General features: G+C 73.0%; 10 protein-coding genes. 3 read left to right on the top strand and 7 right to left on the bottom strand.

Features of this window, described 5'->3' with window-relative positions:
* Positions 1-41 precede the first annotated feature (41 nt).
* Positions 42-2,240: a RecQ family ATP-dependent DNA helicase gene (locus tag ACWCXH_RS21470; protein ID WP_449803085.1), complete on the top strand. Its 2,199-nt coding sequence runs from the start codon at positions 42-44 to the stop codon at positions 2,238-2,240.
* 427 nt (positions 2,241-2,667) lie between these two features.
* Positions 2,668-3,279 carry a hypothetical protein gene (locus tag ACWCXH_RS21475; RefSeq protein WP_449803086.1) on the top strand — a complete coding sequence of 204 codons (612 nt, stop codon included), beginning with the start codon at positions 2,668-2,670 and terminating at the stop codon, positions 3,277-3,279.
* 98 nt (positions 3,280-3,377) lie between these two features.
* Here ACWCXH_RS21475 and ACWCXH_RS21480 read toward each other — a convergent pair whose 3' ends face one another.
* The 3 genes from ACWCXH_RS21480 to ACWCXH_RS21490 all read right to left on the bottom strand — a co-directional run bounded on the left by ACWCXH_RS21480 (position 3,378) and on the right by ACWCXH_RS21490 (position 5,737).
* Positions 3,378-4,061: a hypothetical protein gene (locus ACWCXH_RS21480; protein WP_449803025.1), complete on the bottom strand. Its 684-nt coding sequence runs from the start codon at positions 4,059-4,061 to the stop codon at positions 3,378-3,380.
* Positions 4,062-4,162: 101 nt separating this feature from the next.
* On the bottom strand, positions 4,163-4,861 hold the full coding sequence (locus ACWCXH_RS21485) for a ribonuclease HII (RefSeq protein WP_449803026.1): 699 nt from the start codon (positions 4,859-4,861) through the stop codon (positions 4,163-4,165).
* Positions 4,862-5,032: 171 nt separating this feature from the next.
* A complete protein-coding gene (locus ACWCXH_RS21490; RefSeq protein WP_449803027.1) occupies positions 5,033-5,737 on the bottom strand; it encodes a TetR-like C-terminal domain-containing protein in 705 nt (234 codons plus the stop codon).
* 174 nt (positions 5,738-5,911) lie between these two features.
* On the opposite strand from ACWCXH_RS21490, the gene ACWCXH_RS21495 reads away from it, so the two are divergent.
* Positions 5,912-7,465, top strand: coding sequence for an MFS transporter (locus ACWCXH_RS21495; protein WP_449803028.1), 1,554 nt, complete (start codon positions 5,912-5,914; stop codon positions 7,463-7,465).
* Between the two features lie 124 nt (positions 7,466-7,589).
* Here the strand turns inward: ACWCXH_RS21495 and ACWCXH_RS21500 are convergent, their stop codons facing one another.
* From ACWCXH_RS21500 to ACWCXH_RS21515, 4 genes are all read right to left on the bottom strand, one after another.
* Entirely contained in the window at positions 7,590-9,287 is a 1,698-nt protein-coding gene (locus tag ACWCXH_RS21500) for a DUF4153 domain-containing protein (RefSeq protein ID WP_449803029.1), read from the bottom strand.
* 111 nt (positions 9,288-9,398) lie between these two features.
* Positions 9,399-10,316: a carbohydrate ABC transporter permease gene (locus ACWCXH_RS21505; protein WP_449803030.1), complete on the bottom strand. Its 918-nt coding sequence runs from the start codon at positions 10,314-10,316 to the stop codon at positions 9,399-9,401.
* Positions 10,313-11,335 (bottom strand): carbohydrate ABC transporter permease, encoded by a 1,023-nt coding sequence (locus ACWCXH_RS21510; protein ID WP_449803031.1) that lies wholly within the window; start codon positions 11,333-11,335, stop codon positions 10,313-10,315. The genes ACWCXH_RS21505 and ACWCXH_RS21510 overlap by 4 nt, the downstream gene beginning before the upstream one ends.
* Positions 11,336-11,435: 100 nt before the next feature.
* Positions 11,436-12,821, bottom strand: a complete 1,386-nt coding sequence (locus ACWCXH_RS21515) for an ABC transporter substrate-binding protein (RefSeq protein ID WP_449803032.1) — start codon at positions 12,819-12,821, stop codon at positions 11,436-11,438.
* Positions 12,822-12,893: the final 72 nt, after the last annotated feature.

Raw genomic sequence — 12,893 nt, forward strand, 5'->3', positions numbered from 1 at the left:
GCATTCGCCCGTTGTCGGCACCTCGGGGTTACATGGACGCCATGCAGCCGCACGAGATCCACACCACCGCCACCACCGCCGACCGCGCCGAGGTCAGGGCGCGGGCCGAAGCCGTCCTGCGCGAACTGGCCGGCTCGGGCGCCGCCCTGCGCGACGACCAGTGGACGGCCATCGAGGCGCTCGTGGTCGACCACCGCCGGGCCCTGGTCGTGCAGCGCACCGGCTGGGGCAAGTCCGCCGTCTACTTCATCGCCACCGCCCTGCTCCGCGCCCGGGGCGCCGGGCCGACGGTGATCGTCTCGCCGCTGCTCGCCTTGATGCGCAACCAGGTCGAGTCCGCGGCCCGGGCGGGCATCCACGCCCGCACCATCAACTCGGCCAACACCGAGGAGTGGGACGCGGTCCAGGCCGAGGTGGCGGCCGGGCAGGTGGACGTCCTGCTGGTCAGCCCGGAGCGGCTGAACAACCCCGACTTCCGCGACCAGGTGCTCCCCAAGCTCGCCGCCTCCACCGGCCTGCTCGTGGTCGACGAGGCGCACTGCATCTCCGACTGGGGCCACGACTTCCGCCCCGACTACCGCCGCCTGCGCACCATGCTCGCCGACCTCCCGCCCGGCGTCCCGGTGCTGGCCACCACCGCGACGGCCAACGCCCGGGTCACCGCCGACGTCGCCGAGCAGCTCGGCACCGGCACCGCCGACGAGCACGCCCTGGTGCTGCGCGGCCCGCTCGACCGGGAGAGCCTCACCCTCGGCGTGCTCGCCCTGCCCGACCCGACGCACCGGCTCGCCTGGCTGGCCGACCACCTCGACCGGCTGCCGGGCTCGGGCATCGTCTACACCCTGACGGTGGCCGCGGCCGAGGAGGTCGCCGCGTTCCTGCGCGAGCGCGGCTTCGCCGTGGCCTCCTACTCCGGCCGCACCGAGGACGCCGAGCGCCGCACCGCCGAGGCGGACCTGCTGGCCAACCGGGTCAAGGCGCTGGTCGCCACCTCCGCGCTCGGCATGGGCTTCGACAAGCCCGACCTCGGCTTCGTGGTGCACCTGGGCTCGCCCAGCTCCCCGATCGCCTACTACCAGCAGGTCGGCCGGGCCGGCCGCGGCGTCGACCGGGCCGAGGTGCTGCTCCTGCCGGGGCGCGAGGACGAGGCGATCTGGCGCTACTTCGCCTCGCTGGCCTTCCCCCCGGAGGAGCAGGTGCGCCGCACGATCGACGCCCTCGCCGAGGCCGGCCGGCCGCTGTCCACGGCCGCCCTGGAACCCCGGGTGGACCTGCGCCGCACCCGGCTGGAGACCATGCTCAAGGTTCTCGACGTGGACGGTGCCGTCCGCCGGGTCAAGGGCGGCTGGACGGCCACCGGGCAGAGCTGGGAGTACGACACCGCCCGCTACGCCAAGGTCGCGGCCTCCCGCGAGGCCGAGCAGCGCGCCATGCGCGAGTATGCGGCGGCCACCGGCTGCCGGATGGAGTTCCTGCGCCGGCAGCTGGACGACGAGGAGGCCTCGCCGTGCGGGCGGTGCGACAACTGCGCCGGACCGCTGCACTCCCCGGAGGTGTCCGCCGCCACGCTGGAGGCCGCCCGCGCCGCGCTCGGCCGCCCCGGGGTCGGCTTCGAGCCGCGTCGGCTCTGGCCGACCGGCATGGACGCCCTGGGCGTGCCGCTCAAGGGCCGCATCCCGGCCGGCGAGCAGGCCGAGAGCGGCCGGGCGCTCGGCCGGCTGTCCGACATCGGCTGGGGCACCCGGCTGCGCACCCTGCTCGCCGAGCAGGCGCCGGACGTGCCCGTCCCCGGCGAAGCGGTGGACGCCCTGGTCACGGTGCTCGCCGACTGGGCGCGCGGGCCGGGCGGCTGGGCCGGGGCCGCCCCGGCCGACGGCACCCGGCTGGAGCGGCCGGTCGGCGTGGTGACCATGGCCTCCTCGACCCGCCCCCAGCTGGTCGGCAGCCTCGGCGCGCGGATCGCCGAGATCGGGCGGCTGCCGCTGCTCGGGCGGATCGAGTACGCGGCCGGCCGTCCGCCGCACGGCGCCCGCAGCAACAGCGCGCAGCGGCTGCACTCGGTCGCCGAAGCACTGGTCCTGCCGCCCGAGTTGGCGCAGGCGGTGGCCGCCGCGGGCGGTCCGGTGCTGCTGGTGGACGACCTGGTCGACTCGGGCTGGACGGTCACCGTCGCCGCGCGTCTGCTGCGCCGCGCCGGAGCGAGTGCGGTGCTGCCCCTGGTGCTGGCCGTACAGGCCTGAGCCGGGCCCGGACGGCGGCGCCGCGCACGCGAATGGACTCACTCGAATGGCCTAAAGGAGGGAGAGATCACACCGGCGGGGGACCCACGGAACACCAGCGACAGGAGAGGGGCGATGACATTGCGGAACCCAGTTCACGGGCCGTTCACACCGGTCCTCGCCGGGCTGCGGAGATGCCTGAGCGCCGCTTGCGCCGCGGTGGAATATATCCGGCAGAACGTGGACTTTCGGGCGGCGTTCATCATTTCATCGTTGCCGCTCCGCCCCCGATGCCACGAGAATTGGCGGGTACCCGAAACCCGGTCCGGTGGACCCGGCCTTCGGCGTACACACGTACCCGCGTGCCCGTGGGTCGGGAAGGAGGATCGTGATCAACGGTATCGGCCGAGGTCAGTCTCCCCTCGCCCGGAGTTCGGCGCCCAGACGGCTGCTGGACCTGGAGACCTGGACCGCCTCGGGGATCCCGTTGCTGCGCGATCCGCGCGAGTTCGTCCTGGAACTGCACCAGCGCCACCTGCCCCAACCGGGCACGGTCGTGATCGCCGTCCTCGACGCGGTGCACCACCTGAGCGCCTCGGCCTCGTTCACGCCCTGGCCGCACGACACGGACGGCTGGCAGCACCGGAACGCCCTGCTCGCGCACCTGCGCCAGATCACCCCGCACGACCTGCGCCAGCCGGCGCCGACCCGCACCGCGGTGCTGCTGCGCTGCCGCGAGGGCGCCCCTGGCTGGACCGAGCAGGACGGGGCCTGGATGTGGGCGCTGCGGGACGCGTCCGCCCTGCACGGACTGCGCTGCGGCTCCTACATCGGGCTGACCCCGGCCGGCTGGCAGATCCTCGGGGACGGACGGCAGGGCCGCAATCCGCACGCTGGTTCGTGGGCGGACGGACCGGTCCACACCGTGACGGAGCTGCCTCCGCGCTCGGCCCTGGACACTCCGAGTGGCCGGCGCGCGCTGCGCCAGACGTCCGAGCAGCCCTGGACACCCGCCAGGGTCGCCGCGGTCCAACCGGCCCGGCGCACCGGGACCCGCTGAGCCCCTCGGGCCCCACGACCACCGGCGGACGGCAGCGGGGTACGACGGCCCGCGGGCCCGGCACCGTACGGCACCGGGCCCGGGCGGGACCGCTCGTCTCAGGCGCTGACCGGACGACCGGGGGCCGCTCCGGCGGCACCCGCGGCGGCCGGGCCGGCGTCACCGCAGACCACGAGCAGCACGGACGCGCGCTCGAGCGCCCCGGGGCACGCCTCTGCGGCCCGGGCGGCCGGTCCGCCGTTGGCGACCAGGACGACCACCTCGCGGCGGGCCGGGCGGATCAGCGCGGCGTCCGCGTAGAACACGTCCCCGCCCTCGGCGAGTTGCGCCCAGTAGCGCTCCTCGCCGAAGGACAGCTCGTGCTGCTGCCACGGGTGCGCCTCACCGACCGTCAGCACCAGGATCTCGCCCGGGTCTCGCCCGGCGTCGAGCAGCTGGTCGACCACCTCGTCGGCGCGCTCCAGTGCCTCGGCCGGGGTGGCCGCGACCCGCCGGACCTCGATCTGCGGCACGGCGGGCGCCGGACGGCGCGGCGTCGGGCCGGGCCTGGGCACCGGGCGCGGCTGCGGACCGGGCCGGTCGGCGCGCGGCGGTGCCGGGCGCGGCGGCGCGGGGCGCGGGCCGGGCACCGGGGCGGGTGCGGCGACGGTGGTGGGTGCGGTGGCGGGCGCGCTGCCGGTGGCAGGCGCGCGGAGGGCTTGTGCGTCCGACTCGCGGGGGAAGGGAACGCCGGGGCCCGGGAGGCTCTCGTGAATCTCCGGCTCCTCGGGGAAGACAGGCATACCCGGATATCTATCAAATGCCGGTCGAACGCGCACGGGCACCCCACCCATTGGGCACCGCCGCGCCACCGGAGCCACCCGGGGCAATTCCAGACGGACCGTCAGAAACCGAGCGTCAACTGTTCGTCGGCGGAGCCTTCGGCCGACTCCAGACCCGGTCGAACCCGTTTCAGGTGACGCCACTTCGGCAGTGCGTCCAAGTACGCCCAGGAGAGCCGGTGGTGTTCGGTGGGCCCGAACTCCTCCAGCGCGGCGCGGTGCACCGGGGAGGGGTAGCCGGCGTTGTCGGCGAAGCCGTACGCGGGGCACTGCGCGCCGAGGTCGGCCATCAGCCCGTCGCGGTGGACCTTCGCGAGGACCGAGGCGGCGGAGACGCAGATGCAGGACTGGTCGCCCTTGATCACCGTGCGCACCCGCCAGGGGCCGCCGAGGTAGTCGTGCTTGCCGTCGAGGATCACCGCATCGGGCTCGACCGGCAGCGCCGCCAGGGCGCGGACGGCGGCCAGGCGCAGGGCCGCGGTCATGCCGAGCTCGTCGCACTCCTGCGGCGAGGCGTGGCCGAGCGCGTACGCGGTGACCCAGTCGGCGAGGACCGGGGCGAGCGCGCGGCGCCGCAGCTCGGTGAGCAGCTTGGAGTCGGTGAGCCCCTCCGGCGGCCGGCGCAGCCCGGTGACGGCCGCACCGACCGTGACCGGGCCCGCCCAGGCGCCGCGCCCCACCTCGTCCAGCCCGACGACGATCTTGGCGCCGGCCCGGCGGAGCGAGCGCTCGACGGAGTGCGTCGGCGGGACGATGGGCATCACAGGCTCCGTTCGGCTGGGCGGCCCGTTCAGCTGGGGCAGCCTCCAGCCTAAGCCTGTCGCCGAGGCGCCCCGCGCCACCTCGGAGGAGGCCGCCGAGGCCGCGCCGGAGGGCCGCCGCGGGTCACCCGGGAGCCGCCACGGGCCGCCCGGGACGGCCCGGGTCGCACGTCACACCCGGATCATCGGCACCAGCACGTCGTCGACCAGGCGGACCGCGTAGTCGGGGGGCATGTTCTCCCGGCCGCGGATCTTGACCTGGTAGAGCAGCATCGCCGGGGCGACGTCCGCGACCATCGGGGTGACCGCCCCCGGGCGGACCTCGCCGCGCTCGGCTCCGCGGCGGAGGATGTCGAGGATCGTCCCGGTGGTCGGCGCGATCACCCGCTGCACGATGAAGTCCTTGAACATCAGGGCCTGTTCGTGGTCGAGCTCGCCCATCAGCACCTGCAGGGCGCTGCCCGCGCGCGAGCTCATCGCGCCCGCGAACACGTCGATGAGCTGCAGGAGTTCACCACGGGTGGACCCGAGGTCGGGGATGCCGTTAGGGCGTGGGAGAGTGGAGTCCAGGGCGTCCACGACGAGTTCGACCTTGGAGGCCCAGCGCCGGTAGAGCGCGGCCTTGCCGGTCCGCGCCGCAGCGGCGACGCCCTCCATCGTCAGCCGCGCGTACCCGCCGGAGGTGAGCTGGTCGAGCGTGGCCTCGAAGATCGCGTTCTCCAGTTCCTTCCCCCGGCGCCGCGCCGGCCGGGTGAGGACCTCGGCGGCCACCCGCACCGGACACAGCGCCGGCGAGCCGGACGCCGTCCGCGACGGCGGCACCGTCGCACCCTCCGGGGCCGGGCCCACCGCCCGGTCCATCACCTGGCGTCGCACCGAATGATCCATTGCCACCAACCTTAAGGAACGCTTGCGTTCACAAACCGGCCCAGGATATCGTCCCACCTTAGTGAACGGTCCCGTTCCTTCCTAGCCCGCAGCACGGCGCAGGATCCCGCCGGACCCAAGGTCCGCAGCACATCGAGCACATGGCCAGCAGGGGGCACTTTCGTGGCTATATCCGACACGCTCAGCAAGAACTCACCACCGCGCGGCGGCCAGAGCCGGGGCAAGGGCATCACCCTGGCGGTCATCGCGGCGACGCAGCTCATGGTGGTGCTCGACGCGACCATCGTGAACATCGCGCTGCCGCACATCAAGGACGCGCTGAACTTCTCGACCACCGACCTGTCGTGGGTCATCAACGCCTACACGCTGACCTTCGGCGGGCTGCTGCTGCTCGGCGGCCGCGCGGGTGACATCCTCGGGCGCCGCCGGGTGTTCATCTTCGGCACCCTGCTGTTCGGCCTGGCCTCGCTGCTGGGCGGGTTCGCACAGGACAGCGGCCTGCTGCTGGCCGCCCGGGCGCTCCAGGGCATCGGCGGTGCGATCTGCTCCCCGACGGCCTTCGCACTGATCGCCACCAACTTCGAGGAGGGGCCGGAACGCAACAAGGCGTTCGGCGTGTTCTCGGCGGTGGCCGGCTCGGGCGCCGCGATCGGCCTGCTGGCCGGCGGTCTGCTCACCGAGTACCTGAACTGGCGCTGGGTCTTCTTCGTCAACGTGCCGATCGCGGTGCTGATCGCGATCGCCGCGCCGCGCTACATCGCCGAGTCCGAGCGCACCGACGGCCGTTTCGACCTGCCCGGCGCGTTCACCTCGACGCTCGGCCTGGTCGGCCTGGTCTACGGGTTCATCCGGGCCGCCAATCCGGACTACGGCTGGTCGGACGGGCTCACGATCGGTTCCTTCGCGGCCGGCGCGATCCTGCTCGCCGCGTTCATCGTGATCGAGCGGCGGACGGCCCAGCCGATCACCCCGCTGCATCTGTTCGCCAACCGCAACCGCACCGGCGGCCTGGTGATGATGCTCTGCCTGGCCGCGGCCATGTTCGGCATCTTCTTCTACGTCGTGCTCTTCGTGCAGGGCCCGCTCGGCTACAGCCCGCTGAAGGCAGGCGTGTCGTTCCTGCCGATCAGCGTGGCGATCATCATCGCCGCGCAGATCGCGTCCGGCCTGCAGGCCAAGTACGGCCCGAAGCCGTTCATGGCGGGCGGCGCGCTGCTGGTCACCATCGGCCTCGGCTGGCTGACCCAGCTGGGCAAGGACAGCGGCTACGTCGACGGGGTGCTCGGCCCCACGGTGGTCTTCGGCTTCGGCATGGGCCTGATCTTCGTCCCGGTCATGCTGCTCGCCGTCGCGGGCGTCCCCGGCGAGGAGACCGGCGCCGCGTCCGGCCTGCTCAACTCGATGCAGCAGATCGGCGGTTCGCTGGGCCTGTCGATCCTGACCACGGTCTACGCGCACTACGCCACGGCCGAGGGCAAGCTGCAGCTGCCCAAGTTCCTGGCCTCGGCCACGCCGGAGCAGCAGGGCTACTTCAAGGAGCACCACGACTTCCCGACGGGCACGGACGCGGCCAACTCCGTCCTCGCCCAGGGCATTTCGCACGGCTTCATCGTGGGCGTCGCGCTCGCGGCCGTCGCGTTGCTGGTCGCGGTCTTCGCGATCAAGGCCAAGGCGAGCGACCTGCCGTCGGGGTCTTCGGGCGTCGCGATGCACTGAGGCGCCCACTGAGGCGCCGGAGGGACACCACGGCCGACGGGCCGGCCGGGAGCGCACTGCTCCCGGCCGGCCCGTCGGCCGTTCCCGCCTTCGACCAAGCATCAGACGTGCACGTCAGCGCACATCAGTACACGTCGTACCGCAATCCGGCCTGCTCGCACGCGCTCGGCCCGCCGCGTCCGTCGTCCGCCAGGGGCCGTGCGGCGAGGATCTCCCGGGCCCGGACGGCGGAGCGGCTGGTGGCGTACCAGGGCTCGGCGCGGTTCGTCAGGTCGGTGCGGATCAGCTGCAGCGCGCACGTCCGCTGGACGCCCGGCAGCCGGTCGAGGGCGGGGACGGCGTCCGGCGAGAGGTCGCGGACGTTGCGCAGGTCGATCCGGCCCGTGCGCTCGTAGCGGGCGACGTTCTGCTCGGCGACGATCGCGTCCGGCCCCATCAGCCCGTAGACCACGGCGGCGAGCGCGCCGCTGAGCACGACGGCTCGCGGCAGCCAGGCGGCGGAGCGGGTGAGTCCGGCGGCGATCACCAGGGCGAAGACGGTGCCGAGCCAAATCTCGACCACCAGCACCCAGAGCCGGAGCCTGGTCAGGCCCGAGGCGTCGACGTAGAACCACATCCGCCCGAGCGCCGACGCGACGACGGTCAGGGCGAGCACGCAGAGCGTGCCGAGCAGGATCCGCGCCACGCGGCGGTCGACGGGGGTCGCGCGCGGGGCCCAGCGCTTGGCAACGGCCACGACGACCAGCGTGAGCACCGTGATGACGGACAGCTGCCAGAAACCCTGCCGCGCGTACTCCGAGCGGCTCATCCCGGTGTTCCGCAGGACGGCGTCGGCACCGCCGAGCACCATCACGGCCTGGATGACGGCGAAGACGCCGAACATCAGGTTGAGCGCGACGAGCGGCAGCGCCCACTCCAGCCGCCCGCGGGCCCGGCCGGGCCGGACCACCGTGCGGTCCCAGCGGCGCGGGCCTGCGGCGATGTGCGCGAAGCCGAGCGCGGCGAGCAGCCCGACCGCGAACAGCACGGCGCGCACCGGGAGCCGGTCGAGGTCCAGGCTGGGGCTGAGGCTGCCCAGGACGTCCGCCATCGCGGCGTCGGCCCCGGCGAACAGCCAGCCGAAGACGACGAGCAGGACGGCGGCGACCGCGAGCGCCTTGAGCACCGGGGCGATCCGGCCCCGGCCGCGCAGGCCGTGGCCGGCCATGCCGTCCACGGCCCAGAGCACGCCGGGTCCCACCTGCCAGAGGACGCCCGGCAGGGCGAGCAGCACGCCCGGCCAGCGGCGACCGCCGTGCAGCGCGAGCGAGGCCAGGGCCAGCGCGCCGACCGTGGCGAGCGCCACCGGCCAGCCCGCCTCCCACAGGGCCGGCACCACGAGCAGGGCCATCGCGAGCGCGCTCCAGGCGACCGTCCAGGGCCGGAGCCGGCGGCCGGCCGCGCGGGCGGCGAGCCCGGCCCCGACGGCCGCGGCGGCCCCGCAGATCGGCAGGCCGATGCCCATGCCGTCGCCCAGCAGCCAGGCCGTCAGGAGCCCGGTGAGCAGCGCCGCGAGGAGCACCCACGGTGAGGCGGCGGCCTTGTCGGCGGGGTCACTGGGCCGCAGCCACGAGGACGGCTTCGGGGCGGGCCTGCCGGTCCCCCAGGCGGGCCCGGCGGCAGGTCCGGCGGCAGGCCCGGCGGGCGGCGGATCGGCCTGGGCAGGGCTGGACAGCGCGGACATGAGTCCCCCTCGGTGGTCGGTGGGCAGGCGGAATCCGCCCTCGGGGCAGTCCGCCAGCAGGCGCGCTCGGCGCTGCGGCTGCAGCCGACTGTAGACCATTCTGAACGGGTTCAAAAGTCAGATCTGAACGCGTTCAGAACACCTGACCGCCCGGGGGCACCACCCACCCCGCCGCCAGCCCCTTTCACCTCCCCCTCGTCGACCCCTCACCTACCCCTTCACCGACCCCGCCAGCAGTCCGCGGACGAAGTACCGCTGGAGACCGAAGAAAACGATCAGCGGGACGACGATCGACAGGAACGCCCCCGCCGTCAGCAGCTCCCAATGCCCGCCGAACGACCCGGACAGCTGCGCCAGCCGGACGGTCATCGGCGCCACCTCCGGTGTGCCGCCCGCGAAGGTCAGCGCCACCAGCAGGTCGTTCCAGACCCACAGGAACTGGAAGATCGCGAACGAGGCCAGCGCCGGCGTGCACAGCGGCAGCACGATCGAACGGAAGATCTTGAAGTGCGAGGCGCCGTCCACCACCGCCGCCTCCATCAGGTCCCGCGGCAGCTGCGCGATGAAGTTGTGCAGCAGGAACACCGCCAGCGGCAGCGCGAACATGGTGTGCGCCAGCCAGACCGGCGCGTAGCTGCCCTTCAGGTCCACCGGTGGGATCAGCGTGAGCGAGCCCAGGTGCGCGCCGCCGGAGAACAGTCGCAGCAGCGGGATCAGCGCCATCTGGATCGGCACCACCTGGAGCGCGAACACCACGAAGAACACCGTGTCGCTGCCCCGGAACCGCACCCACGCCAGCCCGTACGCCGCCATGGCCGCCAGCACCAGCGGGAAGACCGTCGCCGGGATGCCGATCGCCAGCGAGTTGACCAGGAACGGCATCAGGCCGGTCGAGACGCCCGAGCCGCCCTCGAACAGCACCGTGTGGTAGTTGCCGAGGCCGAGGTCCGGGTGGAGGAAGGCGTTCCACCAGCCGTCGGCCGTGACGTCCTGCTTGGGCCGCAGCGACGTCACCAGCAGGCCCAGTGTCGGGATCGTCCACAGCACGGTGACCGCGATCACGAACACCGAGGCGAGCGGGCTGCTGAAGGCCTTCCGGACCGGGTTGACCGGACTGCGCGTGCTCATCGCACCCCACGCTCCTTCCGCAGCTGGACGATGTTGTAAGCCACCAGCGGCAGCACCGCGAGGAAGAGGATCACCGCGAGCGCGCTGCCCCGGCCGGTGTTGAACTGCACGAAGGACTGCGAGTACATCTCGTTCGCCAGCACCTGGGTGCCGAAGTTGCCGCCCGTCATGGTGCGGACGATGTCGAAGGCCTTCAGCGTGGTGATCATGACGGTGGTCAGCACGACCACCACCGTCGTGCGGATCATCGGCACGGTGACGTACCAGAACAGCCGCAGCCCGCCGGCGCCGTCCAGCCGGGCCGCCTCGGTGATCTCGTCCGGGATCGCCTTGATCGCCGCCGACAGCACCACCATCGCGAAGCCCGTCTGCACCCAGACCATGACCGCCATCAGCAGGAAGGTGTTCAGCGGCTGGTCGAGCATCCAGTTCGGCGGATGCTGCCAGCCCAACGCGACGGCCAGTTGGCTGAGCAGGCCGATCTGGGACTGGCCCGGGCCGCGCGACTCGTAGACGAACTTGAAGATGATCGACGCGCCGACCAGCGAGATCGCCATCGGCATGAAGATCAGCGACTTGTACACCGCCTGACCGCGCATCCGGTCCACCAGCAGCGCCAGCACCAGGCCGAGGCCGGTCGCCGCCAGCGGCGCGATCACCAGCCAGAGCAGGGTGTTGACCAGCACGTGCCGGATCGAGTCGGTGGTCAACGCCCAGCCGTAGTTCTCTCCGCCGACGAAGCGGGAGCCGTCGTCGTTGTACAGGCTCAGGTAGACCGTGCGCAGCAGCGGCGCGACCAGGCCGACCAGGAGCAGCAGCACGGCCGGGCCGAGGAACACCGCGACGGCCAGCGGCCGGGCCAGGCGGCCCCGGGCCCGGCCCGCCGCGAGGAAGACCAGCAGCAGGATGCCGAGGAAGCCCGCGACCGCGCCGAAGGTGTTGCCGAACTTGATCGCCGCGTCGCCCCACGCGCCGCCGGCGAGCGCGGCGGCCGTGGGCGGAGTGCCGGGTACGGACATGGCTGTGCGTCCCTCCTGGTACCGGTGGGAAGGGGACGGGCGGTGCGGGTGGGTGGCCCCGCACCGCCCTCGACAGGTGGTCCCGTGACGGCGTCGGCCGCTACTGCGGCCAGGCGGCGTCGATGTCGCCCGCGACCTTCTGGATCGACTGGCCCTCGGCGAACCAGGAGGTCAGCGACTTCCACTCCTGCCCGGAGCCGACCGCGGCCGGCATCATGTCGGAGGCGTCGAAGCGGAAGGTCGCCCCCGGGTCGGTCAGCGCGTCCGCCGACAGCCTGTCGATCGGGTCGGTGTACAGGCTCTTGTCGACGCCCTGGTTGGCCGAGACCCAGCCGGTGGCCGTCCTCACCCGGCTGCTCGCCCAGTCCGAGCTGGACAGGTAGTTCTGCACCGCCTGCACCTCGGGACGGCTCGCGAACGCGGTCAGGAACTCGCCGCCGCCCTCGACCGGGCTGGGGACCGCCGGGTTCACCGCGGGCAGGTGGAAGGCGAAGATGTCGCCGTCCGGACCGATCTTCGCGTCCTTGGGCCACTGCGCCTTGTAGAAGGACGCCTGCTGGAGCAGGTAGCACTTGCCGCTCAGGATCGGCGTGCCCGCGTCCTGGAACGTCGTCGTGGCGATCGACTTGACGTCGCCGAAGCCGCCGTTGACCCAGGCCGGGTTCTGCATCCAGTCGGCGACCGTCTTCATGGCGGCGGTGATCTTCGCGTCGGAGAACTTCACCTGGTGGCTCACCCACTGGTCGTAGACGTCACCGCCGTACGTGCCCAGCACCGCCTCCTCCAGCCAGTCGGTGGCCGGCCAGCCGGTGGCCGTGCCGGAGGCGATGCCGCCGCACCACGGCTTGCCGCCGCCCGCCTTGGCGATCCGGTCGCTGAGCGCCATCAGGTCGGCCCAGGTCTTCGGCACCTCGTAGCCGGCCGCCTTGAAGGCCTTCGGCGAGTACCAGACCAGCGACTTCATGTTGGCGCTCATCGGAGCCGCGTAGAAGGTGCCGTTGACCGAGCCGTAGGTCTTCCAGACCGGGCTCCACCTGTCCTGGTTGCTGACGGTCCGGGCGGGCGGCTTCACCACCTTGCCGCTCTTCACCATCTGCGCCAGCAGGCCCGGCTGCGGGATGATCGCGAAGTCGGGGGCGTTGCCGCCGGCCACCCGGACCGGCAGCTGGGACTCGAAGTCGTTCGACCCCTCGTAACTGATCCTGATCCCGGTGCACTTGCCGAACTCGGCCCAGGACTTCTCCAGGTTGTCCGACTCCGGGCTCAGGATCGAGGCGAACATCGTCACCGTGGTGCCCGAGTGCCCGGCGTACGGCTGGTACTTGGCGCAGTCCCCGGACAGCGACTGGGCCGCTCCCCCGCCGTCGCCCGAACCGCCGGAGCTGTTCGAGCAGGCGGCGGTCAGCGCCAGCGCCGCGAGCAGCGCGGGCGCGGCGACCGGACGGCGGCGGGAACTCGTGGACGACACGGTCGGGTTGAGGGTCAATGTGGTTCTCCTCGCCAGGGCGGGCTGCCGGCTGTGGACCGAACGACATTGCGCTGTACCGGAGATGGTCGG

This window comes from Kitasatospora sp. NPDC001660, from assembly GCF_053596725.1.

What these genes read in the sequence shown, in the direction of transcription:
- ACWCXH_RS21470 (WP_449803085.1), top strand. Translation starts at nt 42, where the DNA reads ATGCAGCCGCACGAGATCCACACCACCGCCACCACCGCCGACCGCGCC.
- ACWCXH_RS21480 (WP_449803025.1), bottom strand. Translation starts at nt 4,061, where the DNA reads ATGCCTGTCTTCCCCGAGGAGCCGGAGATTCACGAGAGCCTCCCGGGC.
- ACWCXH_RS21485 (WP_449803026.1), bottom strand. Translation starts at nt 4,861, where the DNA reads ATGCCCATCGTCCCGCCGACGCACTCCGTCGAGCGCTCGCTCCGCCGG.
- ACWCXH_RS21500 (WP_449803029.1), bottom strand. Translation starts at nt 9,287, where the DNA reads ATGGTCTACAGTCGGCTGCAGCCGCAGCGCCGAGCGCGCCTGCTGGCG.
- ACWCXH_RS21505 (WP_449803030.1), bottom strand. Translation starts at nt 10,316, where the DNA reads ATGAGCACGCGCAGTCCGGTCAACCCGGTCCGGAAGGCCTTCAGCAGC.
- ACWCXH_RS21510 (WP_449803031.1), bottom strand. Translation starts at nt 11,335, where the DNA reads ATGTCCGTACCCGGCACTCCGCCCACGGCCGCCGCGCTCGCCGGCGGC.